This window comes from Photobacterium frigidiphilum, assembly GCF_003025615.1.
Lineage (GTDB): Bacteria > Pseudomonadota > Gammaproteobacteria > Enterobacterales > Vibrionaceae > Photobacterium > Photobacterium frigidiphilum.
The window spans coordinates 18059-43447 of the sequence record NZ_PYMJ01000017.1; the positions used below are offsets into that span (position 1 = coordinate 18059).

Consider the following 25389-nt stretch of genomic DNA (forward strand, 5'->3'; position numbering starts at 1 on the left):
ATATTTGCACATATTTAGTCAGTTGTATTGGATATCCATGAAGTCTACTGCTTTGTTTAATAAATATTTTAATAAGAAAAGTCATCATAAGTTAGCTTGCCTAGCTGTATTTGCTGATTCTATAACAATAGTTTATGAATCAGAGCAGCAATGCATAACCGATAGCATTGATATTTCAGGTGCCGGGCAATGGGCTGATGCCATTAAATCGTTGCTTGAAAAGCATGAGCTTTCAGGTTGTAAATTAAAATTAGTTTTAGGTCATGGTTTATATCAGAGTTTACTCATTGAGAAACCTGATATACCGCGTGCTGAATTACCCACGGCATTGCCTTTTTTAGTTAAAGATCTTGTTAATGAATCCCCTATGGATTTGGTGGCTGACGGTTTTCCGGCGCCATTAAAAGACCGACTTCAAGTTTTTGTTGCTAATCGAAAGCATATAGAACAACTCATTAAAATTTGTGCCGATGCAAATGGTGAACTGATAGCGGTTTCGGCAGAAGAAATCGTATGGGGGCAATTTACGTCTTCATCACTCAGTCAGCTCATTCTTCATCGTCGCTCAAGTGCTGGATTACAATTAACCGCATTCAAACAACAAACGTTGTGTTTTCAACGTCAATTACGAGGTTTTACTGACCCGTTAATTGGCTCTGAAAGTGATGCATTACAGTTAGATAACCTAGCGCTTGAATTACAACGTTCTTTAGATTTTCTTAGTGCACAATTGCGTGATAACCCGATTAATCAACTCGTCATTTCGTGTGATGGTGAAGACGATGCCTTATTAGCGCAAGAGCTTAGTCAGCGATTAAGTGTCTCGGTGAGTGCAATCTCGCCGACACACTCAACGTTAACCACCAATGCTGCTCGTATTGCATGGGCGGCACTGAATCAGCTTGATGGCTCTGGCATTAACCTTTATTCAGATGCTTTAAAGCCGCAAAAAAATTATCTGACATTACCGAATGTTATCGCTAGTTGGGCAATTATTGTTGTGGTAATGGCAACATTGACTGGCTGGTACCAGTGGAAAAACTACGTAGTTAAAGAAAAGTTAGCAGCAGAGCAAGCATCACTAACGGCTAAACGTACCGAGCTTGACCGCGCCAAAGCGGCATTAGCCAAGCATGTACCTAGCCCTCTAAAAGTGGAATTAGCTGGCTCTCTTGAGCAAGATTTAGCAGCGAAACAAGCAACATTAAAAGCGATTGAAAATCATGATGACAGCCTAAAAGTAGGTTATGCCGGAATGTTAAAGCAACTGTCAGATGCGGCAAGCGGTGATGTATCGGTAAGCCGAATTCGTGCGACCGGTAAAGCTTTAGATTTAGAAGGGTTGGCGCGCAGCCCTGATGCTGTTCCTGGTTGGCTAAGGGCATTTAAAGCATACCCATCTTTATCTGAGCGTCGTTTCCAGCTGCTATCACTTGGGCGTAATGAGAAAAATATCGTGACGTTTAGATTATTAGCCGATAGAACGGCGGCACAACAGGAGAGCAAGAAATGAATGGTTGGCAACAATTAAGCGACCGTTTTGATCTGCTGACACGTCGCGAACAAATCTTGATACTGGTATCTGGTTGGGTTGCATTACTGTTTGTGGGTTTTGTTGTAGTGATAGAGCCGACAATGAAAGACGTTACGTCAATTAAACGGCAACTCGTTTCAGCTGCTAACGAACTCGTGAGTAGTGATAATCAAATTGCCGCGATTAATCGAAAGCTCAACAGTGACCCAAATAATGACGTAGATAAGAAAATCGAACGTTTAGAGCAACAGACTGATGGCTTAAATGAGCAACTAACAGATCGTGTTGCGAGCTTGGTAACACCTATACAGATGTCGGGTTTAATGGAAGAAGTGTTACGACGTACCACACGTTTGAAGCTTGTCTCATTAGAATCACAAGCCCCAATACAACTTATTAATGGTGATGATGAAGGCTATTTTATTCATCCCGTACAGTTAACCCTTCGTGGTCGCTATTTTGATGTTGTTAATTACCTCGATCAATTAGAAGCATTACCGGTGAAGTATTACTGGCGAAGTTTTAGTTACCAGGTTGATAAATACCCTTGGGCTGATATTACGTTAAATGTTTACACTCTTGGCGAAAGTAAGGATTTTATCGGTGGGTAAGTTCAGTTTTATTAGCGCTATTTTAATGATGCTAACCATCAATACTGCTCAGGCAAGCCAAGATCCTACCGCACCGTTAGGTTGGAGTGCCCCAGCAAAAAAGCAGACAGCAAAACGAAGTTATGTCCCAACATTACAAAGCATATTGTGCGATGAGGCTGATACGTGCACTGCCATATTAAATAATATTTCCGTTGGTGTAGGTGGGAAAGTAAGCGGTTATACCCTGACTCATATTCAAGATGATTTTGTCACTGTTAGTCGTGGTGGTAAGCAGTGGCGTTTGGAATTATTCGCTGACAATATAAAAATAATTGAAAGGTAAGCAGTTAGCATGCGTGGATTAGTAATAGGAATACTTTTAGCCTCTTTGTTAGGCTGCTCAACCAACATGGGACATCAAGATCCGGTTGAAATCAAAGAAGCGTTAAATATTGCTGCAAACGAGGCGAACAGTCGTCCGCTAGATGATTTACCTTCAGCGGTTAATGATGATTTGATGCCGAGCTTTGGCAGTAATGATTACATGGCGTCATCGGCTTTAGAAAAACGTTTTCGTGTTAGCGCACGAAATGTTGAGGCACGTACCTTCTTTGGTAGCTTGGTGAAAGGCACGCCATTAAACATGGTGATCCATCCAAATGTACAAGGTCGCATCTCTTTAACATTACGCGATGTAACGTTAGACGAAGTCTTGGATGTTGTTTCTGATATTTATGGTTATAACGCCACACGTAAAGGAAATGTTATTCAAATATTTCCAGCGACATTACGCACCGAAGCGATTCCTGTTGACTACTTACAGCTTAAGCGCCGTGGTGTTTCTCTGACTTCTATCACTACAGGCTCAATTACTAGCAGTGACTCCGGTTCATCGGGCTCAGGTAGCAGTAGTAATAACAGTAATTCGGATAATAGCAGTAACAACAACTCTGACAGTGGTTCAGGCGGTAATAATTCGAGTACGACTACGGGTGGTACCACAATTGAAACAACGTCTGAAAGCGATTTTTGGTCGCAGTTAGAAAAAGCGGTACAAGCAATGATCGGCTCTGGAGAAGGGCGTAGCATTGTTGTTTCACCACAAGCGAGCTTGATCTCAGTGCGTGCTTATCCGAATGAACTACGTGAAGTGAAAGAGTTTCTTGGTGTATCGAAAAAGCGGTTAAAGCGTCAAGTGGTGCTGGAAGCCAAAATAATGGAAGTCACACTCAGTGATGGTTATCAGCAGGGCGTTAACTGGAAGAATATAACCTCGAGTATTGGTGGTACCGATATTATCTTTGGACGTACTGGTCCGGCAGCACTTCCGGGGGGGGACGCTATTTCATCCTTACTGGGCGGGCAAACTAATGTCACCATCAGTGATGGTAATTTTGAAGCGGTACTGAGTTTTCTTGAAACACAAGGTGATCTGAATGTGCTATCTAGCCCACGAGTAACTGCTGCGAATAATCAAAAAGCGGTGATTAAAGTGGGTGGAGATGAATACTTCGTCACTGATATTTCTGGTGGTGAAGTCAGTGGCGATAACAGCACCTCAGCGCCAGATATAGAACTCACCCCCTTCTTTTCTGGTATTTCATTAGATGTTACCCCTCAAATTGATGATGAGGGTGGCGTGTTGTTACATGTTCACCCTACTGTTGTTGAGGTGGTGAACGAGACCAAAGAAATCGATTTGGGCGCAACGTTTGGGGTGTATAAATTACCACTCGCTAAAAGCTCTATCCGAGAATCTGATTCAGTCATTTTTGCCCGTAGCGGCGATGTTGTTGTTATTGGTGGCTTGATGAAGTCAGCAATTAATGATCAGGTGTCTAAAGTCCCTTTCTTAGGTGATATTCCAGGGCTTGGCTACCTATTTAGAAACGTCAATAAAGTGAAGTCTAAAACGGAACTGGTGATTTTACTTAAACCAACAGTGGTTGATGAGCAGACGTGGCAGCAAGAGATCGAACGATCTCGTGCATTGGTAACTGAATGGTTCCCTGAGCAAGGTTAAGCCATGTATCAGTCTCACTTTAGATTAAATCAAGCCCCTTTTGCTTTAACGCCAAATACAGCGTTATTCCATGCATTGCCTCCTCATTTAGAGGCAATTCAAACCGTATTGTCAGCGTTGGAAATGGGCGAAGGGATTATTCAGATCTCGGGTGAGGTGGGTACCGGAAAAACACTGGTGTGCCGCATGCTGATTAATCAATTACCAGAGCGGTTTGATCTAGCGTATTTACCAACCCCCGCAATGAATGGGCATGAACTGCGGGCTGCTTTAGCGAATGAACTGAACTTAAGTCGAGATGGTGATAACACCATGCTCACTGAACGTATTCATGACGAATTGATCCAGCGAAAAAGCCAAGGGAAAACCGTGGTTGTATTGCTGGATGAAGCGCAAGCTCTGCCAGACGAGGCGCTTGAGGTCATTCGCTTGTTGGGTAATTTAGAAACGGAGCAAGAAAAATTGCTCCAGATTGTGTTGCTTGGTCAACCTGAATTAGATCAGCGTTTAGCGCAACATAACTTACGCCAGTTTCGTCAGCGAATTACTTTCCGCGCTAATTTACGGCCGTTAGATTTGGCTGAAACGATCTCGTATATCGAATATCGATTGCAACAGGCTGGCTGTCGTAAGGTATTGTTTTCTCTGTCTGACTACCGCGCATTATGGAAATCCAGTCAGGGAATTCCAAGGGTGATTAATCAACTATGCCATAAAGCATTAATTGCGGCATACGGCAGCAATCAACGAAAAGTCACGAATAAAGAAGTACTCATGGCAATTAAAGATACATTAAGTGCAAGACAACCTAAGTGGACATACCCCGTATTGTGGGGATGGAGTTAAGCATGAGTGAAATAAACAAAAAGCTTAACGAGCTTGCGCAAAAGAATTCAAATAATGCAGCCAAAACGGACCCGTTAGTCGCTGCTTATATCAGACCTGTACCAGCAAAAAAATGGCCATTAATGGCAGCTGCTGGTCTTGGTATCACAGTGCTATCTGGGGTTGTTGGCTGGTGGTTTGGCCAACAAAGTCAACCTGATACGATTGCGGTTGTTTCACTAGTAGAGGCTGCTCCCTCTGTTGTAGAAAAGTCTACAGTAGAAAAGCCTATTGCAGAAAAGATCGCTACAGAAAAAACAGCTGTCGAAGTGCCTGTTGTATTAGTTGAAAGCATTGCCACAGCGTCTATATCAGAAGAAAAATTTGAACCTGAAATTATGGTTGCCCCTAAAGTGGCGGTGCAAGCTAAACCAGACCCTAAGCCAGTTGCAGCAACGAAGATCAAAGAGGTCGCAAATACAACGCCCGCGAAAGCAATGCCTGCGCAAGCAATGCCCGCAAAAACAGTATCAGCACCAATAAGACCAGCGCCAATAGTACAAAAAGCAGTGTCTAAACCAACCCCCATTGCGGTTGAGTATGCTGAATATCAAGAAAATCTTCCTCAAAACGTTAGTGAAGAAACTGCGTCTTGGGGCAATGATGATGAAGGTTTAAGCATTGAAACGGTGGAATTGAATACCAAACAACTTGCTAATATTGAATACGATCGTGCAATGAAATTGCTGAAACAAGGCAACAGTAAGAAAGCTATTGTCCATTTAGAATCAGCCATTAAATACCAGCCAGATTGGATTAAAGTGCGTCAAAAGCTGGCGGCACTTTATTATGGTAAAACGGATACCCGCAAAGCGGTGGCTGTGTTGCAGCAAGGGTTATCTCGAGATGGTGAGCAGCCGGAACTCCGGTTAACCCTCGCCAAGCTCTTGGTGAATGAATCACAACCGCAAGCGGCATTAAATGTATTAGCGCGTATTCCTAAAGAAGAAAATGCTGCTTACATGGCGATGCGGGGCGCGTTATCACAGCAGCTTAAAAATAATGTAATGGCGCTTAATAGCTACCAACAACTAGTGAAGTCAGAGCCTTATGATGGACGTTGGTGGATGGGGTTAGGCATTGCATTAGAGCGTGACAGCAATGGTGAGAAAGCGAAAGAAGCGTATCAACAAGCCTTATTAATGGGGCGGGTATCCGCTAAATCACAACAGTTTATTCAACAACGTTTGTCATTATTATCAGCAAAAGAGAGCTAAGACGATGCAGATTAGATTAAGAAAACGTCTTGGTGACTTGCTGGTTGATGAAGGAATTGTTGCTCAAGCCCAATTAGAACAAGCACTTTCACAGCAGCAAAGCACAGGGCGAAAGCTCGGCGATACATTGATCAACATGGGGTTCTTAACTGAACAACAGATGTTGTCGTTTTTGTCGCAACAGCTTGATATTCCTTTAGTCGATTTAACGCGCGCTAACGTAGATATGGAAGCGGTATCGTTACTATCAGAAGTGCATGCTCGGCGTTTACGTGCATTAGTTATCGATCATCGTGGCGATACCGTGCGAGTGGCTATGAGCGATCCTGCCGATCTTGCGACTCAAGAAGCTGTGTATAACCAGCTAGGTGAGTACCGTGTTGAGCTGGTAATAGCACGCGAACGTCAATTGATTGCAGCATTTGATCGTTATTACCGTCGCACGAAAGAAATTGTCTCCTTCGCAGAGCAGTTACAAGCCGAGCACAAAACGGATTCAGTGTTTGCTTTTGGCTTTGATGATGACAACGAAGACGTCACCGTTGTTAAGCTGATCAATTCATTATTTGAAGATGCGATTCAAGTCGGTGCGTCAGATATTCATATCGAACCCGATACCGATGTATTGCGTATTCGCCAGCGTATTGATGGCGTATTGCATGAAACATTACTCAATGAAGCCAGTGTGGCATCGGCGTTAGTCTTACGTCTTAAATTAATGAGTGGCCTCGATATATCAGAAAAACGGTTACCACAAGATGGGCGTTTTAATGTCAAAGTACGTGGGCATTCAGTCGATGTGCGTGTTTCTACCATGCCAGTGCAACACGGCGAATCAGTTGTCATGCGTTTGCTTGACCAATCGGCAGGTATTCTAAATCTTGATGAAGTCGGTATGCCAGCTGATATTTTGCAGCGATTTCGTCGGCAGTTAAAACGCCCTCATGGCATGATTTTGGTAACGGGCCCTACTGGCTCAGGTAAAACCACCACGTTATATGGTGCCCTCAGCGAATTGAATAAGCCGGGTAAAAAACTGATCACTGCCGAAGACCCAGTGGAATATCGCTTACCACGGGTTAATCAGGTGCAAGTTAATAATAAAATTGGTCTGACATTTTCTTCTATATTGCGTACTTTTTTACGTCAAGATCCCGACATCATTCTTGTGGGTGAAATGCGCGACCAAGAAACGGTCGAAATTGGCTTGCGTTCAGCGTTAACTGGCCACCTAGTGTTATCCACTTTGCACACCAATGATGCGATAGACAGTGCTCTGCGAATGATGGATATGGAAGCCCCTGGCTACTTAGTGGCGAGTGCGGTACGTGCGGTATTAGCCCAGCGTTTAGTGCGTCGCGTATGTCGTGATTGTGGCGAAATAGAAGCCCCTGATGTCGCTCAAATTCAGTGGCTAAAGGCGCGTTTCCCTGAACATCAACACCGTGAATTTCACCGAGGACGAGGTTGCCAAACCTGTAACTTCACCGGTTACAAAGGACGTATTGGTGTATTTGAATTACTCGAAATGAATCAAGCCATGATGGATGCCCTTCGTGATAATAACGCGGTGTTATTTAGTCAGATAGCCCGTGAATCTGAAGGTTACCAGCCCTTAGTTGCTTCAGCGATGGGGCTAGCACTTGAAGGACGAACCAGCCTAGATGAAGTACTTATTCTGGGTGACGGCGATCTTAATGATGGTTTTCTGGGTTAGGACATAGTTGATGCCAGTATTTAATTACCGTGGTCGAGGTAGCAAAGGCCAATTACAACGCGGACAAGTAGAAGCGGTTAACCAAGAGGTTGCAGCCGATGTACTGATGCGCCAAGGCATTATTCCCTTAGAGATCCGCCAAGGTAAGGCCAAAGGGGATAGCTTCGATTTTAAGCAATTGTTTCAAAATGATATTCCACTAGAAGCATTAGTGATTTTTTGTCGTCAGCTTTACAGTTTAACCAAAGCCGGTGTGCCGCTATTAAGGGCCATTAAAGGGTTAGGCCAGAGTGCTAGCCATCCATTAATGAAAGAAACACTGGATGCAGTCATGAGCGATTTAACCAATGGTCATTCACTGTCGGCTGCGATGAAACAGCATCGGCGGGTATTTTCTGACTTGTTTGTTTCGATGATTCACGTTGGTGAAAACACTGGTCGACTGGATGAATCCTTGTTACAGCTAGCTCACTATTTTGAACAAGAAATGGAAACCCGCCGCCGAATTAAATCCGCGATGCGTTATCCGTTGTTTGTGATCTCTGCGATTATGCTCGCGATGGTGGTATTGAATATTAAAGTGATCCCTCAGTTCGCGTCGATGTTTGCGCGCTTTGGTGTCGATCTCCCGTTACCGACTCGGATCTTAATTGGCACGTCAAATTTCTTTGTTCATTATTGGCCCCTAATGCTGGGGGCAGGAATTGTCAGTGGATTAGCACTTAAAATGTGGCGACGAACCCCAAATGGCCAAGAACGTTGGGATAGTTGGCGGCTTAAAACCCCTGTGGTAGGCCATATAGTTAACCGCGCCCAGATGTCACGTTTTTCTCGTACTTTTGCTTTAATGATCAGGGCGGGTGTACCGCTGAACCAAGCAATTCAAATGTCAGCAGAAGCGCTGGGTAATCGCTTTTTAGAAAATCGTTTAATTGAAATGAAAAATGGAATTGAAAGCGGTAACAGTATTACCAGTACCGCCACCGATTCTGGGGTGTTTACCCCGTTAGTACTGCAGATGATCGCGGTCGGTGAAGAGACGGGACAAGTCGATAACTTGCTATTAGAAGTATCAGATTTTTACGACCGTGAAGTTGAATACGATTTGAAAACCTTAACAGCACGCATCGAGCCACTTTTATTGTTGGTTGTTGCTGTTATGGTCTTGATTTTAGCCTTGGGTATTTTCCTACCAATGTGGGGCATGCTTGATGTTGCACGGGGTGTTTGATCGACTGCCGTTTACTCGGCTGAAAGGGTTTATTTGGTTGACACTTATGCTGTTACTAATAGCCGTTCTACTTGGTAAATGGTCACAACTGAATAAAAGACTGGAAGAGACAAAAGTAAAATTGACGGTTAGTAACTTTTATAATAATGCGGTAAGTCTCCGTAATTTATGGGAACTTAATGATAAACCTAATTATATGACCGTTAATAATATAGACCTGAGTTTTACCACGCTTGGATGGCCAATAGTGATCGAATCAAAGCAAATAAACTGCGATAAAATGTGGTTTTTATTATCTGGTGATCAAGAAACCTCACCTTATATAACTTTGTCTAATAAAAAAACTGTGAACTCAACTGTTTATAATTCTTGTGAATACCAGATAATTGACGGTAAAGGGCTGGAATTATCTTATGAAAATGAGACAATACATGTTGACGGTTTTTTGACGCAAGTCACGCTGTAATATTGACAAGAGTATTAGTAAAAAGATGAAAAAACAAAGCGGCTTCTCCCTTGTTGAATTAGTTATTGTCATTATTGTCGTGGGTTTATTATCTGCTGTCGCATTACCTCGTTTTATTCAAATAACGGATGAAGCTAAGAAGTCATCTATTAAAGGTGTTGCTGGTGGTTATGCCACGGCGGTGTTATCCGCTCGCGCCCAGTGGGAAGCGTATGGTCGTCCGGAGGATACCAATGGTGATTATAAGGTCAATTACGATGGTACGGACTTTGCGTTAACCAAAGCGACAGATGACAACACGGTACGTGACGGCTATCCGTTTGCACTAGAAGCAAGTAACAAAAGTGATGCAAACAGTGTTGATGTGAATGATTGCTTAGATCTGATCAAGAACTTATTACAAAACCCGCCGCTAGCAACGACGTCATCGTCAGATGCTACCAATGGCAACTATTTATTTTACGTCACTGTTGAAGGCTCGGATGCCAGCAAGCAGTGTCGTTATTACCAACTAGCTTCGGCTGGTACCAAGGGTTCAGGTTCAACAGATGTTGAAGCGGGACATTCATTTATTTACAAACCGGCCTTTGGCCAAGTCGAAGTAAATTTACAATAATTAGGAGTGAGTTATGAAACGTCAAGGCGGCTTTACGCTAATCGAATTAGTGGTTGTGATTGTTATTCTGGGTATTTTGGCGGTAACCGCAGCACCTAAGTTTATGAATTTTCAAGATGATGCACGAAAAGCATCGTTACAGGGTCTGAAAGGTGCTGTAGATGGCGCTGCGGGCATTGTATTTGGCAAAGCTGCTCTTGAAGGCGTAGAGGGAGATGGTACAGGCAAGAATGTAGAAGGCGTTGATTTGGCTTTCGGGTACCCTTTATCAACTTCTGCTGCATTAGGTAATGCAATTGTAGGCCTTAACACTGACTGGGATGCTTTTGATGTAGATGCCAGTTCAGGAAAAAATATTAAGTTTACCTTCAAAGGATATGACGCAGAAAAACGTAAAACTTGTCATGTTCTTTATAGCCAAGCTACAGGTAAACTAGCAACAAGTGCTGCAAAAACAACAATTGACACATCTGGTTGTTAATTAATTGATTTTAGGGCTCAATTGAGCCCTATTTTCTCAATAGCTTTATAATGAGAGTTATTGAAAAAATATAAAAAATCTATAGTAACAGGAGATACAATGAATAATCGCCAGCAAGGCTTTACACTGGTTGAATTGGTTATTGTTATTATCCTGCTTGGGATCATTAGTGTCACCGCGACCAGTCGCCTGATTGGTAAAAGCAGTTTTACCGCCCATATCGCCCGCGATCAGGCCATTTCGATTACCCGCCAAATTCAAATTACCGCGATGCAAACCGATGGCACCCTCAATGCCTGCCAGCGTCTGGTTATCACCAATGTTGAAAATGAAGAAAACAGTCGTTTCGGTCGCCCAGCCGCATGCAGCAGTAATGACGACATGTTCAGCGATGTGCTGCGGGGTAAGCTGGCGGAAGTTACTTTCACTACATCGGTAACCAATATCTATTTCAATTTGCTCGGGCGCCCAGTTGACGCGACCGGCAAGCGGATTTGCACCACGAGTTCAGGGTGCAAGGTAACGGTTCACTCCCGTAATGGGGAAACCGCCAGCTTGTGTATTAACAGCGAAGGCTTTATCCGCGAAGGTGACTGTGTATGAAGCCCGTAAATATTAAGTCTGTAATAAAGAGCAAAGGTTTTACCCTGATTGAAGGCATTATTGCCATTGTGATCATGGGCATCGCGATGGTGACCCTGACCAGCTTTTTATTCCCTCAAATAGAGCAATCAGCCACCCCCCATTATCAGGCGCGAGCTTCAGCCCTTGCCAATGCGTATATGACAGAAATTCTGGCGCGCAAATTTGATCACAATAGTGATGATAATGGTGAGCGGTTTCGCTGTGATGATAATGCTTACCCAGATTTCCCTTTAACGACCCCGCCGCCACCAATCTGTACCATAGCGCTGGGGCCTGATAGCGAAAACCGCGCCCAGTTAAATGATGTTGATGATTATATCGGTTGCTGGGTCGGGGAGAATCGCACCTGTACGGATGATCGAGGAAAGATCACGGATGTCGTTGGCATTGAAGTGAATGATCAATATAAGAATTTTGTGGTATCCGTTGATGTCTTTTATGACGCGAACCATGATAATCAGGCCGATGATGCCAGTGTTAAAGCCAATCGCCGTCACAAGCGGATCAACCTGACTGTTGATGCGGGGCGCTACGGCACCTACCAGTTTTCAGCCTACCGGAGTAATTACTAATGCCAGTCAGTAAATACTCACAGGGTTTTACCCTAATAGAAATTATTATGTCGTTGATTGTGTTAAGTGTGATCTCTTTGGGGATCGGCAGTTATCTGCAGCTCGGCGCGCAAGGCTATATTCAAAATCGCGATCGAGAACAGTTGCAGTCACAGGCTCGGTTTGCCGCCGAGCGCATTTCGCGGGAGTTACGCCATGCCGTGCCCAACAGCCTGACGGTTTCCGGTGATAACAAGTGTATTACTTTCACTCCGATTGAATATGCCGGTTTCTATACCAATCAGACGCTTGAAGATATAGACACTTTAGAGGGAGTCATGTCCAGTTCGGTGGAAGGTACAGATGCCGAGGTCGCAGACCGCTGGCTGGTGATCAACCCAGTCAGGATGGCAGATTTAACGTCAGCATCGCGCTCTGCCGCGATCAAGGAAGTTGCGGGTACTCAGCCCTGGACGATCAGTTTTAATAACCCAACGACCTTTGCCAGTGAATCGGCTTCCGAGCGTTTTTATATCTATGGTATTGATGCCCGATTATGCATCGACGGCAGTCGGTTAACTCGGGCGATAAGAAACATTGGTACCACTGCTTTTTCTACCGCAGTGCCATTAGCGGAGCATCTTGTTTTCACTGAAAGTCATTTCACTCTAGAGCACGCCTCGTTAAATCGAAATGCCTTGGTGCACTTCCAGTTGGCATTCAGTCAGAACGGTGAGAAAACCCAATACAGCCACGATGTGCAGGTGATCAATGTTCCGTAGCAAACAGCAAGGCAGCGCATTAATGGTTTCTATTTTTGTCATTACGGTGATGGCGGTGATGGCAATGGGGCTGATGAAAATTAACTGGTCGCAGAGTGATACCACCACCCGCGAAGTACTGGGAACCCGCGCCTGGTTTGCCGCGCATAGTGGCATCGAGTGGGGGCTGAATCGACTCTTTCCGATCGACGACGGCTCAACGGTTAGCCTATGTGCGGCTTCTGTTGATTTCCCTATTGCGACGGAAAACTTTCATAACTGCCGAACTAGCGTGACCTGCGAGGCGTTCACTATCCCTACCTCTGCAGGCAATGTGACACATTATAAGTTAGAAAGTACCGGAACATGCGGAACAGGTAAGCACCAGATGGTGCGGGTACAGGAAGCATGGGCAAAGGAGTTGAAACAATGAAACATTATTGCCGAGCGGCTTTCAGCGCGATTCTATTCTTTTTTAGTCTGTCGGTAAATGCGACATGTGAAGGTCTGAAGATCAATAAAGGATTTGATATTGTCTTCAGGATAGAAAACAGTAGTCAGCATGAGAGTGTTATTGCGACAGGGAATAACTCGCGCATAAAAATATTATGGTCAAATAATCCCAACGAATCAGCCGTCATTAATGATGTCTGGACTGTTACAGGGGGCAGTTATGATATCTGGCTGCATTTTATTCCCGGTAAGAATAATAATTTCCCAGGAGAGCTGCAATATTATATGTATCGTCCGGATATTAATCCTGATGGATGGTCCAGAGTGACTTCAGTACCTGCAGTTCTTTCCGGTATGAGTAATAATATTTCTGTGACTGAAAACAATGTTACTAATTTAAGTTGCAACGGAGCTCTTGAGCCACCCGAACCGCCAAAAATTGATGTGTGTGAGTTGTTTCCGACACCAGTGCAAAGCTGGTCTCAAGGCTCCTCTATTACTTTTAATAATCCCCCGGTGCTACCTAATACGACACCTCATTATTTTATCAGTGGCTGGAACACCGCTTATAAAGAAAAATATTTAGATTCGACAGTGAACCCAGCCCAACTGAAGGTGGGATTTGACTCCATTACCGATTATTCAAGTGGAGCATTAACTTGTCATGACGGTGTGTGTATTCCTAGTGGGCCAAAAATCAATACGCCACCTAAGATAAGTCATGACTGGCAGAATGGACTGCCCGATGTCACTTTGGATGCGGCCTCTGATACGCCTGATTTGTCTGGGTCATGTAAGGCACAACTGATTGGTGATAAGTGTGATGGCGATAAGATATTTATCGTTAATGAGGATCTGAACTCTCTTACGGTGGCGGGCAATGAATTGACGGTGGCTTTCCAGAACGATCAGGATCGCTATATCAAGTCTTTCACCATTAATGACGGCAAGGTCGATGTTGTTTTAGCCGATAATAGTCAGCATTGGTTTGAAACATTCACTATCCATTCGTCATCAGCTTCTATTTCGGCCGGGAAAAAAAGCACCATCAACATTACGCAGGCATTAAATATTAATAATCCTACCTCAATCAATAACGGTGGGAATCCCGATGATCTGGTTATTTATGCGCCTGACGCAGCCACAAGCTTTAATTTTAGCAAAGACAATGTTGTTAAGGCGCTGTTATTGGCCAAAGAGGTGAATTTCACAAATGGTGTTCATTTTATTGGTGCGGTGACGACGAATAACCTGACGGTAAACTCATCATCGACCTTGATTGAGGGACGAAGCGAGTGTTTTACCTCACAACCAAAGAACCTCCTGAAGATCACGCCGAAAACTGCATTTGGTTTGACCTGTGAGCGGATGCCGGTGACGTTCTCCGTACGCAAAGAAAACGGGGATCTCGATACCAATTATTCCGGAACACTGAATGCGTCAGTGACCTCGGCCAATTCGACGAACAGTTGCTGGGCGCTGACAGAAGATGCGGCAGAGTGCAACGAGGGAGACATAACGACCTCCTTGCCCGGTGGGCAGCGGAAGTTATGGCTGCAGAGCAAGACTGCTGGCGAGATCACGATTGAAGGCGCGACTGGTGATTTGAGTGATAACGCAGGACCTTATCGTTTTGCACCCTTTGGCTTTCGGATTAATGGTGGTGATCCCGCTAAAATGGTTGCTGGCAAAACCGAAACGTTATTGATAGAAGCGGTGGCAGATACGGGCGCGAAATGTGAAGTTATTGAAGATTACGGTAACGTTGAGGGTGAAGTGAAGAAATTAAAGATCACCTCGCTGGATTTTGTTCGACCGACAACCGGTAGTAAGAGCCTGAATATTGATGGTTCAACGCTTGCCGATGGTGCTTCAAAAACAAAAAGAATTCAGTTTAAGCAAGGAAAAGCGCTTCTCCCTGTCACCTACAACGATGCGGGAGAAATTACCTTTGAGTTGCTTGATAAAAAATGGAAGCCGAAAGACTGCGAGGCCAACAGTACAGACTGTGATGACCATGAAAAGGATTGGAAAGGGCTGAAAGGCAAAGCGGTTATTTATTCGCGTCCGTATACCTTTGCGCTGTGTGGTATTCAATCGGCTGGTGGTAAAACAGATTTCTCCGGTACATCTTCGTCAGGAAATGGCTTTGCGGCGGCAGGCGAAACATTCAGTGTTACCTTTAAACCTATTATCTGGAGGCAGGGTTTAGAGAATCCAGACTTTGATAATAGTGGTGATAGTAATAACGACATTGTTACTACAGGGAGTGAATGGTGTCAGGTGGCGACGACGCCCAATTATTATTCTGTCGATGATTTAATCTCTGCGCCGCTGAACCTCACCCATCTGCTGGATACGCCGGATGGTGGAGATCAAGGTGTGCTTCAAGGCACTGGCACACATAGTTTTAAAACCCAACAAGACGGCATGCAAGGTTTGACTATCAGCAATTTAAGCTGGAGCGAAGTGGGTAGCCTGTGGTTACAGGCTAGTGCTACATACCTTGGAATGACGCTGGATCAGGGCGTTGGTACTCTGGGCCGTTTTTATCCCCATCACTTCACCTTAAAAAATAGTACGTTGGTGGACGCTGATCCATATAAGTTCACTTATATGGATCAGGCGTTCAAGACGAGCTTTGAGGTTGAGGCGCAAAACTTGGTCGGAGGCGCGACGTTAAATTACGGTGATTTTGCCATAGGTTATCAAGAAGCGTTGGGTTTAGTGGCAATTGATGGCGGCGTAACGGACACCAAGAAGAATGAGCTAACCCCGCGTCTGGATAACGCGTTATTACCATCAGGTTGGGGGCAAAGCTGGTCTAAGGCAGTGTTGAAGCTAGAGAATGCCTCGGTAGGATTTAAGCGCGAGGTAACTCCGCCACCTCCAAGCATCAGTCCGCCACCATCCAAAATCACCACACCCGATGGTCCTTATGATGTGCGGGTCGGGTTAGTGACCAATATACCTTCGGATTGTGCTACCAGAGGCTGTACAGACTTTGCTGACCAAGACTTAGAGGTACGTGATACAGATCACGTAACCCCGGAAAAGGCCATCGCGCTGGCGGGTAATATTACTGCCCGTTACGGTCGTCTTAAACTTGACGATGCAAACAGTCAGTTCGATAAAGTGGTTAATATACCTGTCCGCGCACAATACTGGGATTCGTCGGTATCCGCGTTTGTGCTCAATACCGATGACAGCACCAGCAAGTTTAATGGCAGCAATTACTGCAAGCAGGTGGTTTGGGCGACAAAACCGGATCAATCGAACTCTATTTTGGTTGGGGACGGTCAAGTTAGCAATGGTAAGAACTTATCGCTAACCGCTGATCCGAAAACCTCCGAGTATTATCGTGAGCAAGTTCGGTTCTGGCTACGATTAACGTCAAATACACCAGCTGATATAAATAAGGGGCTCTGTGTCGGCAGCTACTCCAATCAGCCTTGGTTTCAGTTTAATTGGCGTGGACTCGGTGATGAAAGTCCATCAGCTGTCGTCACCTTTGGTGTTTACCGTGGAAACGATAGAATTATTTATCGGGGCGAAAAGGGCATGAATCAGCTGCTTAACTAAATTAAATGCAGATCTGTGGCAGGTTTGACAAACGATACCTTGTCTCGATCCCTGCCCCTTGGTACATTTAGCGCAATTTAAAGAATTTTGAGCCTTCAGGATTAGTCGACGACTATGTTTAAAAAACTTCGTGGCATGTTTTCTAACGATCTCTCTATTGACTTGGGTACCGCCAATACCCTTATTTATGTCAAAGGACAGGGCATCGTTCTCGATGAACCTTCAGTAGTTGCTATCCGTCAGGATCGCAACGGATCAGCCAAGAGCGTTGCAGCTGTTGGCCATGATGCAAAACTGATGCTGGGTCGTACACCTGGTAATATCGCAGCAATTCGTCCGATGAAGGATGGTGTAATCGCCGACTTCTACGTGACAGAAAAAATGCTGCAGCACTTTATTAAGCAAGTGCATGACAATAGCTTCTTACGCCCGAGCCCACGTGTATTGGTTGCTGTTCCTTGTGGTTCTACCCAAGTTGAGCGCCGTGCCATTCGTGAATCAGCACAAGGTGCTGGTGCGCGTGAAGTGTATTTGATTGATGAGCCAATGGCTGCTGCTATCGGTGCAGGTATGCCTGTGTCTGAAGCGACGGGTTCAATGGTGATCGATATCGGTGGTGGTACAACAGAAGTTGCTGTTATCTCACTAAACGGTGTGGTGTATTCATCATCTGTACGTATTGGTGGTGATCGCTTTGATGAAGCGGTAATTAACTACGTACGTCGTAACTACGGTAGCTTGATTGGTGAAGCAACAGCTGAACGAATCAAACACGAAATCGGTTCAGCTTACCCTGGCGATGAAGTACTGGAAATTGAAGTGCGTGGTCGTAACCTTGCAGAAGGTGTACCGCGTAGCTTTACGCTAAACTCGAACGAAATCCTTGAAGCGCTGCAAGAGCCGCTAACAGGTATCGTATCAGCAGTTATGGTTGCACTTGAACAGTGTCCGCCAGAGCTAGCATCTGATATTTCTGAGCGTGGTATGGTACTAACGGGTGGCGGTGCATTGCTTCGCGATCTAGACCGTCTACTAACAGAAGAAACGGGTATTCCAGTAGTTGTTGCTGAAGATCCGCTAACATGTGTTGCTCGTGGTGGTGGTAAAGCATTAGAAATGATTGATATGCACGGTGGCGACCTCTTTAGCGAGGAATAATGCGACCCCAAGCAATCGACAAAACAGGTTATAGCGTTACATGAAACCTATATTTGGCAGAGGTCCTTCTCTGCAATTACGCCTGTTTCTTGCCATATTACTGTCGGCTAGCCTTATGCTGGCCGACAGCCGCCTTGATGCCTTTGCAAACGTACGCTATTTGCTGAACTCAGCGATTGCTCCCCTTCAATATGCCGCTAACTTACCGCGAGAAATGTTAGATGGTGTATCAAGTCAGGTGAGCTCACATCAGCGTATTTTGTCAGAAAATAAAGCACTGAAGCGTGATGTTCTGGTTATGCAAAGCGAAGTATTATTGCTTGATCAGTTAAAGCAAGAAAACCAGCGTTTAAGAGAGCTATTAGGTTCACCTTTCGTTCGTGATGAACGTAAGATGATTGCCGAGGTGATGGCGGTAGATTCTGATCCGTATAGCCATCAGGTAATGATCGATAAAGGCCGCATTGACGGTGTTTATGAAGGTCAGCCTGTGATCAACGAAAAAGGTATCGTGGGTCAAATATCGTATGTTGGTGCCCATAATAGCCGTGTATTACTATTGATCGATCCAACGCATGCCATTCCGATTCAGGTTGTACGAAATGACATCCGAGTGATCGCATCAGGCAGTGGTCAGAGTGATTTGATGCAGCTTGAGCACGTACCAAGCAGCACCGATATTGAAGTGGGTGATTTGTTGGTTTCATCGGGGCTTGGTGGGCGTTATCCTGAAGGGTATCCGGTCGCTTATGTCACCGAGTTTTCATTTGATAACAAACGTCCATTTGCGCAGATTAAAGCCCGTCCTACGGTACAATTTGATCGCTTGCGTTACTTGTTATTAGTATGGCCAACCGAACGAGAAAATATGCAAGAAGAGGTACCGACAAGTGGCGAGTAGTCGACCTAATGGCCGTATGCTAATTTGGCTTACATTTATTTTTGCATTGATTCTTCAAGCGGCCCCGTGGCCTGGAGTACTGGAATCATTTCGCCCTTCATGGGTGTTATTGATTACGTGTTATTGGGTATTGGCATTACCACACCGTGTTAACGTGGGTTCGGCACTGGTTGTCGGTTTACTGTGGGATTTAATGCTAGGTTCAACCCTCGGTGTTCGCGGGCTGATGATGTCAATACTGTGTTACATCATTGCTTTAAATTTCCAGATGCTACGGAATTTATCCTTGTGGCAGCAAGCCGTGATTATCGCCGTACTCACATTGGTGGGTAAACTGGTTGAATTCTGGGCTGAGTATTTAGTGTCAGAAATCACCTTTGACCCTCAACAATTATGGGCGATTTTGCTTAACTTCTTGTTGTGGCCATGGTTATTTTTATTATTACGTCGTGTACGTCGTAAGTTTTCTATTCGTTAGTGTTACATTGTTATTAGACAATGACGGAAGGGGAGCGTGTTTTTGCTCCCTTTTTGTTTCATGTAGTTTGGTTATGTACCGAACATCAATATTTAAAGAGTCGTTATGTCAGCAGTACAACTTTATCTCGCATCAGGCTCGCCTCGACGCCAAGAACTATTAACACAATTAGGCTACCAATTTGAACGTGTAGTGGTTGATGTTGAAGAGTGTCATCAACCTAGTGAAACGGCAGAGCAATATGTTCAGCGATTATCGCGAGATAAAGCGACAGCTGGTGTAAAAAAAATCAATGCAACTAAAACGGCGGTAGCAACAATGCCTGTTTTAGGGGCAGATACGATTGTTGTGGTTGATGAAATGATTTTAGAAAAACCGAAAAATTTTAATGATGCGCAGCGTATGTTGAACTTACTATCAGGACGTCAACATCAAGTGATGACATCTGTTACGGTAGCAACAGTAGAGCGTGAAGAAACCCAGTTAGTGGTTACCGATGTTTGGTTTAAAACCTTGTCAGAAAAAGAAATAGAAAAATATTGGCAAAGTGGTGAACCACAAGACAAGGCAGGTAGCTACGGCATTCAGGGGCTGGGTGGTAAATTTATCACGCGAATTGAGGGCAGTTATTATGCTGTGATGGGGCTACCTTTAGTGGAAACCGACGTCATGGTTCAGAATTTTTTAAATTTATAAGTTGAGGCAACCATGAGCATTGAGCTGCTAGTAAATGTGACGCCAAGTGAAACTCGCGTTGCAATGATTGAAAGCGGAAACCTACAAGAAGTTCATATTGAACGTGAATCAAAACGTGGCATCGTCGGTAATATCTACAAAGGTCGAGTAAGCCGTGTTTTACCCGGTATGCAAGCTGCATTCGTGGATATTGGTTTAGATAAAGCGGCATTTTTACACGCATCAGATATTGTTCCTCATACAGAATGTGTTGCTGAAAACGAGAAAAAACAATTCCAAGTTTTGGATATTTCGGAGTTGGTTCGCCAAGGGCAAGACATTGTTGTTCAGGTGATTAAAGATCCTCTCGGTACGAAAGGCGCACGCCTAACGACCGACGTCACATTACCTTCGCGTTATTTGGTCTTTATGCCAGGGGCGAGCCACGTTGGTGTATCTCAACGCATTGAAAGTGAAGAAGAACGTGAGCGTTTAAAAAAGATTGTTAAGTATCACTGTGACGATCTTGGTGGCTTTATTATTCGTACAGCGGCCGAAGGTGCGAGTGAAGATGAGCTGGGGCAAGATGCTGCATTCCTTAAGCATCTATGGCGTAAAGTAATAGAACGCCGCATCAAGCTGAAGCCAAAATCGATGCTGTATGGTGAGCTGGGCTTAGCACAACGTATTTTGCGTGATTTTGTAGGCACAGAATTAGATCGTATTCAGGTCGACTCTCGTCTTGGCTTTGAAAAATTAAAAGAGTTCACTGAAGAGTTTGTCCCTGAAGTGAATGACAAAATTGACTACTATGCTGGTGAGCAGCCAATTTTTGATTTGTTCGATACTGAGAATGAGATTCAGCGCTCGCTAGATCGTAAGGTTGAATTGAAGTCTGGTGGTTACCTGATCATTGATCAGACAGAAGCGATGACGACGGTTGATATTAATACCGGTGCCTTTGTGGGCCGTCGTAACCTAGAAGAAACCATTTTCAACACTAATATCGAAGCAACAAAAGCCATTGCCCGTCAATTACGCTTACGTAACCTGGGTGGCATTATCATTATCGATTTTATTGATATGGCGATTGAAGATCACCAACGTCGAGTTCTCGCAACATTAGAGCAAGCACTGTCTTTCGATCGTGTTAAAACCAATATCAATGGCTTTACTCAGCTAGGCTTAGTAGAGATGACGCGTAAACGCACCCGAGAAAGTATTGAACATGTACTGTGTGGCACTTGCCCTACTTGTGAAGGGCGTGGCACGGTTAAAACCGTTGAAAGCGTGTGTTATGAGATCTTGCGTGAAATTACGCGAGTGAATCGTGCTTACGATGCTGATCGTTTTGTGGTTTATGTGTCACCTGCTGTTGGCGATGTGCTGGCGGGTGATGAGTATCATGCATTGGCTGAATTGGAAGTCTTTATTGGCAAACAGGTAAAAGTGAAACCTGAGCCGCTTTATATCCAAGAACAGTTTGATGTAGTGATGATGTAATTGATTGTAGAGGTTATCGAGTGACAACAGTTCCAGTTCGTCTGGTACGTGGATTAATGTGGCTAGTACTGACGTTGTTGGTGCTGGCCGCTATTGCTATTAGTGGTCTGCGTCTTTTTCTTCCTCAGCTAAACGAATTCCGTGAGCCGATCCGTCAATGGGCATCTGAGCAGGCAGGCATGAGCCTGCAAATTGATAGTGTTGAAGGGCACTGGCGCAGTATTGGTCCGTCGTTAATGCTGCAAGGTATTGATATTGCGGCAAGTGATAATTCTGAATCACTGGCGTCGGTTGGTTCGATTGATATGCAGCTTGATATCTGGCAATCAGCTTGGCAATTTCGTCCCATTTTCAAAAATATTACAATCAATCAACTAGGTATCGATTTAACACAAATCCCAGGTTTTGACCTTTATGCCAGTTCTTCTCAAAAAGTCCCCTCAAACCAACCCACAACTGCCGTTCAGAAATTAGAGCGTTTATTTTTTGTTCGCCTTGGGGACTTTTCTTTAACAGATTCCAAAGTGTCGTTGTTTACGCCTGCTGGTGAAAAAAAGCAGGTGGATATCAGTGAATTGAAATGGGTAAATGTTAACGGTAAACACCTTGCTGAAGGTGTCGTAAGTATTGCTGATACGCATCTTAGTCAACTTAAAGTCATTGCTAATTTATCTGAGAAAGGCGATTTACCGAGTTTGTCGGGGCATATTTACGCGCAAGCTAAGAACTTGTCGATAACGCCGTGGCTGAATAAACAGTTAACAGAAGGCACCGAGATTACGAGCAGTGATATCGGCTTTGAGGTGTGGTTAGATTTACTCGACGGCAAAATAACTAACAGTCGCGTTCAAATTGAAAATAGTAAGGTTGAATGGGAAAGGGCTGAGCAACTACATAGCATTCAGATCCAACAAGGTGTTGTCGCTTTAACGCCAACGACGTTAACCGATGATGTAACGGCTTGGCGAGTTGATAGTGATAACCTAAAAATTCAAACAGATAACACGCAATGGCCCGATCTAGATATTGTTGCTCAATGGCAGCCTGAAAAGTGGATGCTGGCTGTAAATAGCCTAGATATTGAACGCTTACAGTCTTTGGCTAGCTTCTTTCCTGCGGATAACAGCGCTGTATCTATGCTGAATACGTTAAAGCCGACGGGAAATTTAACTGATATTCGCATTGCCAGTACTGGTGAAGAGTCACCTCGTTTTTCTGCAAAGCTAAAACATTTTGGTATGCAGCAATGGGAGCTTTTACCGGGAATCAGTAAGTTAGATGCTGATATTTCTGGCGATTTAGCATCAGGTAAAGCGGTTCTAAAACTGAAGGATGATGTATTACCCTATGGTGAGGTTTTTCAAGCCCCCTTAAAGATTGATAATGCGGATGTAACCGCTTATTGGCAGGTAAACGATCAAGGCTGGCGATTATGGAGTGACAAGCTGCATGTCGTGACCCCTCACTTAAAAGTCGATGGTGAATTTCGTTTAGATTTTCCTGCAGAAAAGCCAGCGTGGTTATCATTTTATGGTGAAGCCTCGCTCAATAATGGCGGAGAGGCGTGGCGTTATTTACCTACGTTAGCATTGGGACATGATTTAACGGATTACCTCTCAGCGGCGATTCGAGGTGGTAAGGCAGATGCGGCTCAGTTGCTTTGGTATGGTGAGCTTTCTGATTTTCCTTATCAAAATAATGAAGGGATATTTCAAGCGAAAGTGCCATTGAAAAAGGCCAAGTTTAGCTTTGATACTGCTTGGCCGATATTAACGGATCTACAATTAGATTTATTGTTTGAAAATGACTTCATGTACCTTGATTCTCGCCATGCGATCACCATGGGAGCTACCGCTTCTCGTGTCACGGGCGTATCAGAACTCAGCCCTGATGGGCATTTAAAGTTAACGGTGGATATTGCCGCGCAAGGGGATGCCGTACGTGACTATATGCTGGCGACGCCCTTAGTCGATTCTGTTGGTGCTGCATTAACCACGGTAAAAGTGAGTGGTCCTGTTACCTCTCGCCTTAAGCTCGATATTCCGTTTGATGGTACAGATGTTAGGGCGTGGGGTACTGCTGATTTTAATGATAATCAAATAGCGATTGAAACCCCTGCCATACAGTTAGCAAAGGTTAATGGGCAATTAAGTTTTGATAATGATGTGATTAAAGCCACTGACTTAAAAGGTTTATTACTCGAACAGCCGATCAACGTTGGTTTTAATGGCAAGAGTGTTGATACGGGTTATAACGTCGACATTGATCTTGGTGGAAATTGGCAAGTTAGTAAACTTCAGCAACAATTGAATGATCCATTATTGAATCACGTATCAGGACAGACGCAATGGAAAGGTACTGTTGGTGTGAACCTATACGATACGGGCTTTAATTATAAGGTGGACTTACAAGCCCCACTTTCACGTATTAACAGTAATCTTCCTTACCCGTTAACCTATGAGGGAGCGTTGTCTCCCAAGCAACTTGCTACCGTAAAAATAACCGGCAATGGCGAAGCATTATCAGGGGAAATTGTCGTGCCCGATGCGAAGTATCAAGCTCAAATTAGCTTACTTCAGTCTCGCCCGGTGATTAAACAGAGCTTTTTAAGTCTCGGGAAGGGAGAGTTAAAGCCTTTGCCATTGTCTGGGCATCAGGTACGAGTGAATAGTAATCGTATTAATGGCGATCAATGGATTGATTTGATTAACGAGATCACGAGCAATTTGGATCAGGCGGAAGCAAAAGGAAAGAAGCAAGGCATGCCTCAAATACCGATGCCGACCCAGCTGGATATTCAATTAAAGACACTTACTCTCGCATCTCTAGATTGGCATGATCTGACATTTAACGCACAGAGAAAGCAGAGCCAATGGGGCTTTACCCTTGATAGTCGAGAGTTAAAAGGGCATGCCGTTTGGGTTGATAATAACCCGTTAAAGTTAACGTTAGATAATGTGTTCTTCAATTTCCCTAAGCTATTATCAAAAGATAAACAGGATAAAATCAAATACGTACCACAGCGCGATATTCCAGAAGCCACTGAACTTGATAAAACCTTGATGGCGAATATGCCTGATATAGATTTACAGGTGAACAGTATGTGGTTGCAAGGCTATAGCTTAGGTAAAGTATCAGGAAAACTGCGCAAAGATAATAATACGTTGGTGCTGCAAAACCTTCTGGTTAAATCTGGGGCGACAGCATTGAATCTTGATGCTCACTGGACCTTAGACGGCGATCAAAATGAAACCCAAATAGCCTTTGATGTCGAAGGTGAAAATAGCTCTGATTTAATGGGACGTTTTGGTATCTCGGGTGGCATTCAGGATGCTTCATTTAGCAGTTATGCATCAATTCAATGGCAAGGTTCACCGTGGTCTATTCATCGAGAAACCTTGACGGGTGAAATCAAAACAGAAACAGGTAAAGGCATTATTAGTGGGGTTGGTGGCGCGGGTCGTTTATTGGGTTTATTCAGTCTTGATTCGATAATGAGAAAGCTGCAGCTCGATTTTTCTGGCGTATTTGATGATGGCTTAGCCTTTAATTACATCAAAGGGTCGGGGAAAATTGAGAACGGAATATTTAATAGCGACAATATAAAAATGCAGGCGTTAGCGGGCGATCTTACCATTAAAGGTTCTGCTAATTTAGTGAATGAAACGGTTAATGCTCAAGTCAGGTTTACCCCCGACTTTACATCGGGTATACCAGTGTTAACGGCCTTTGCTGTTGCGCCTCAAACCGCATTGTATGTGTTTGCAATATCAACCGCATTGTCACCCGTGTTAGATGTCTTTACTCAGGTTAATTATTTGGTGAAGGGACCATTGGATTCTCCAACAGTCACCGAACGTTCTCGATTCAAAGGCGAGGTCGTTGTTCCTGAGTCAATCGATAAAAAGTAATAATAGAT

General features: G+C 44.2%; 22 protein-coding genes. All 22 read left to right on the plus strand.

Annotated features, from left to right (window positions below; translation table 11 throughout):
- Window positions 1-37: 37 nt before the first annotated feature.
- The 22 genes from C9J12_RS16265 to C9J12_RS16370 all read left to right on the plus strand — a co-directional run bounded on the left by C9J12_RS16265 (window position 38) and on the right by C9J12_RS16370 (window position 25381).
- A complete protein-coding gene (locus tag C9J12_RS16265; protein ID WP_107243676.1) occupies window positions 38-1513 on the plus strand; it encodes a PilN domain-containing protein in 1476 nt (491 codons plus the stop codon).
- Window positions 1510-2145, plus strand: coding sequence for a coiled-coil domain-containing protein (locus C9J12_RS16270; protein WP_107243677.1), 636 nt, complete (start codon window positions 1510-1512; stop codon window positions 2143-2145). The genes C9J12_RS16265 and C9J12_RS16270 overlap by 4 nt, the downstream gene beginning before the upstream one ends.
- Window positions 2138-2470: an MSHA biogenesis protein MshK gene (locus C9J12_RS16275; protein ID WP_107243678.1), complete on the plus strand. Its 333-nt coding sequence runs from the start codon at window positions 2138-2140 to the stop codon at window positions 2468-2470. Before C9J12_RS16270 ends, C9J12_RS16275 begins: the two co-directional genes overlap by 8 nt.
- Before the next feature lie 9 nt (window positions 2471-2479).
- On the plus strand, window positions 2480-4150 hold the full coding sequence (mshL, locus tag C9J12_RS16280; RefSeq protein ID WP_107243679.1) for a pilus (MSHA type) biogenesis protein MshL: 1671 nt from the start codon (window positions 2480-2482) through the stop codon (window positions 4148-4150).
- Window positions 4151-4153: 3 nt separating this feature from the next.
- On the plus strand, window positions 4154-4996 hold the full coding sequence (locus C9J12_RS16285; RefSeq protein ID WP_107243680.1) for an ExeA family protein: 843 nt from the start codon (window positions 4154-4156) through the stop codon (window positions 4994-4996).
- Window positions 4997-4998: 2 nt separating this feature from the next.
- The gene (locus C9J12_RS16290; protein WP_107243681.1) at window positions 4999-6252 is read left to right on the plus strand and encodes a tetratricopeptide repeat protein; all 1254 of its coding nucleotides are present in this window, start codon (window positions 4999-5001) and stop codon (window positions 6250-6252) included.
- A gap of 4 nt (window positions 6253-6256) precedes the next feature.
- Complete coding sequence (locus C9J12_RS16295; protein ID WP_107243682.1) at window positions 6257-7969, plus strand: GspE/PulE family protein; 1713 nt, start codon at window positions 6257-6259, stop codon at window positions 7967-7969.
- A 10-nt stretch (window positions 7970-7979) separates the two neighbouring features.
- Complete coding sequence (locus tag C9J12_RS16300; RefSeq protein WP_107243683.1) at window positions 7980-9200, plus strand: type II secretion system F family protein; 1221 nt, start codon at window positions 7980-7982, stop codon at window positions 9198-9200.
- Between the two features lie 46 nt (window positions 9201-9246).
- Window positions 9247-9666, plus strand: a complete 420-nt coding sequence (locus tag C9J12_RS16305; RefSeq protein ID WP_227876383.1) for a hypothetical protein — start codon at window positions 9247-9249, stop codon at window positions 9664-9666.
- Window positions 9667-9691: 25 nt separating this feature from the next.
- Entirely contained in the window at window positions 9692-10282 is a 591-nt protein-coding gene (locus C9J12_RS16310; protein WP_107243685.1) for a prepilin-type N-terminal cleavage/methylation domain-containing protein, read from the plus strand.
- Window positions 10283-10295: 13 nt separating this feature from the next.
- A complete protein-coding gene (locus C9J12_RS16315; protein ID WP_107243686.1) occupies window positions 10296-10763 on the plus strand; it encodes a type II secretion system protein in 468 nt (155 codons plus the stop codon).
- A 99-nt stretch (window positions 10764-10862) separates the two neighbouring features.
- The gene (locus C9J12_RS16320; protein ID WP_107243687.1) at window positions 10863-11366 is read left to right on the plus strand and encodes a prepilin-type N-terminal cleavage/methylation domain-containing protein; all 504 of its coding nucleotides are present in this window, start codon (window positions 10863-10865) and stop codon (window positions 11364-11366) included.
- A complete protein-coding gene (locus C9J12_RS16325; protein WP_107243688.1) occupies window positions 11363-11980 on the plus strand; it encodes a prepilin-type N-terminal cleavage/methylation domain-containing protein in 618 nt (205 codons plus the stop codon). Before C9J12_RS16320 ends, C9J12_RS16325 begins: the two co-directional genes overlap by 4 nt.
- Window positions 11980-12741 carry a PilW family protein gene (locus C9J12_RS16330; protein ID WP_107243689.1) on the plus strand — a complete coding sequence of 254 codons (762 nt, stop codon included), beginning with the start codon at window positions 11980-11982 and terminating at the stop codon, window positions 12739-12741. Before C9J12_RS16325 ends, C9J12_RS16330 begins: the two co-directional genes overlap by 1 nt.
- Window positions 12731-13153, plus strand: coding sequence for an MSHA biogenesis protein MshP (locus C9J12_RS16335; protein WP_170111802.1), 423 nt, complete (start codon window positions 12731-12733; stop codon window positions 13151-13153). Before C9J12_RS16330 ends, C9J12_RS16335 begins: the two co-directional genes overlap by 11 nt.
- Entirely contained in the window at window positions 13150-16755 is a 3606-nt protein-coding gene (locus tag C9J12_RS16340) for a DUF6701 domain-containing protein (protein WP_107243690.1), read from the plus strand. Before C9J12_RS16335 ends, C9J12_RS16340 begins: the two co-directional genes overlap by 4 nt.
- Window positions 16756-16869: 114 nt before the next feature.
- Window positions 16870-17913, plus strand: coding sequence for a rod shape-determining protein (locus C9J12_RS16345; RefSeq protein ID WP_006232401.1), 1044 nt, complete (start codon window positions 16870-16872; stop codon window positions 17911-17913).
- A gap of 40 nt (window positions 17914-17953) precedes the next feature.
- Window positions 17954-18814 (plus strand): rod shape-determining protein MreC, encoded by an 861-nt coding sequence (gene mreC, locus C9J12_RS16350; protein ID WP_107243691.1) that lies wholly within the window; start codon window positions 17954-17956, stop codon window positions 18812-18814.
- Entirely contained in the window at window positions 18804-19292 is a 489-nt protein-coding gene (gene mreD / locus C9J12_RS16355) for a rod shape-determining protein MreD (RefSeq protein ID WP_107243692.1), read from the plus strand. The genes mreC and mreD overlap by 11 nt, the downstream gene beginning before the upstream one ends.
- 105 nt (window positions 19293-19397) lie before the next feature.
- On the plus strand, window positions 19398-19988 hold the full coding sequence (locus tag C9J12_RS16360) for a Maf family protein (RefSeq protein ID WP_107243693.1): 591 nt from the start codon (window positions 19398-19400) through the stop codon (window positions 19986-19988).
- Window positions 19989-20000: 12 nt separating this feature from the next.
- Window positions 20001-21470: a ribonuclease G gene (gene rng / locus C9J12_RS16365; protein ID WP_107243694.1), complete on the plus strand. Its 1470-nt coding sequence runs from the start codon at window positions 20001-20003 to the stop codon at window positions 21468-21470.
- Window positions 21471-21490: 20 nt separating this feature from the next.
- On the plus strand, window positions 21491-25381 hold the full coding sequence (locus C9J12_RS16370; protein WP_107243695.1) for a YhdP family protein: 3891 nt from the start codon (window positions 21491-21493) through the stop codon (window positions 25379-25381).
- Window positions 25382-25389 lie beyond the last annotated feature (8 nt).

Coding starts and splice junctions, on each gene's coding strand:
- C9J12_RS16265 (WP_107243676.1), top strand. CDS start 38: ATGAAGTCTACTGCTTTGTTTAATAAATATTTTAATAAGAAAAGTCAT.
- C9J12_RS16270 (WP_107243677.1), top strand. CDS start 1,510: ATGAATGGTTGGCAACAATTAAGCGACCGTTTTGATCTGCTGACACGT.
- mshL (WP_107243679.1), top strand. CDS start 2,480: ATGCGTGGATTAGTAATAGGAATACTTTTAGCCTCTTTGTTAGGCTGC.
- C9J12_RS16285 (WP_107243680.1), top strand. CDS start 4,154: ATGTATCAGTCTCACTTTAGATTAAATCAAGCCCCTTTTGCTTTAACG.
- C9J12_RS16290 (WP_107243681.1), top strand. CDS start 4,999: ATGAGTGAAATAAACAAAAAGCTTAACGAGCTTGCGCAAAAGAATTCA.
- C9J12_RS16295 (WP_107243682.1), top strand. CDS start 6,257: ATGCAGATTAGATTAAGAAAACGTCTTGGTGACTTGCTGGTTGATGAA.
- C9J12_RS16300 (WP_107243683.1), top strand. CDS start 7,980: ATGCCAGTATTTAATTACCGTGGTCGAGGTAGCAAAGGCCAATTACAA.
- C9J12_RS16305 (WP_227876383.1), top strand. CDS start 9,247: ATGCTGTTACTAATAGCCGTTCTACTTGGTAAATGGTCACAACTGAAT.
- C9J12_RS16310 (WP_107243685.1), top strand. CDS start 9,692: ATGAAAAAACAAAGCGGCTTCTCCCTTGTTGAATTAGTTATTGTCATT.
- C9J12_RS16315 (WP_107243686.1), top strand. CDS start 10,296: ATGAAACGTCAAGGCGGCTTTACGCTAATCGAATTAGTGGTTGTGATT.
- C9J12_RS16320 (WP_107243687.1), top strand. CDS start 10,863: ATGAATAATCGCCAGCAAGGCTTTACACTGGTTGAATTGGTTATTGTT.
- C9J12_RS16325 (WP_107243688.1), top strand. CDS start 11,363: ATGAAGCCCGTAAATATTAAGTCTGTAATAAAGAGCAAAGGTTTTACC.
- C9J12_RS16330 (WP_107243689.1), top strand. CDS start 11,980: ATGCCAGTCAGTAAATACTCACAGGGTTTTACCCTAATAGAAATTATT.
- C9J12_RS16335 (WP_170111802.1), top strand. CDS start 12,731: ATGTTCCGTAGCAAACAGCAAGGCAGCGCATTAATGGTTTCTATTTTT.
- C9J12_RS16340 (WP_107243690.1), top strand. CDS start 13,150: ATGAAACATTATTGCCGAGCGGCTTTCAGCGCGATTCTATTCTTTTTT.
- C9J12_RS16345 (WP_006232401.1), top strand. CDS start 16,870: ATGTTTAAAAAACTTCGTGGCATGTTTTCTAACGATCTCTCTATTGAC.
- mreC (WP_107243691.1), top strand. CDS start 17,954: ATGAAACCTATATTTGGCAGAGGTCCTTCTCTGCAATTACGCCTGTTT.
- C9J12_RS16360 (WP_107243693.1), top strand. CDS start 19,398: ATGTCAGCAGTACAACTTTATCTCGCATCAGGCTCGCCTCGACGCCAA.
- rng (WP_107243694.1), top strand. CDS start 20,001: ATGAGCATTGAGCTGCTAGTAAATGTGACGCCAAGTGAAACTCGCGTT.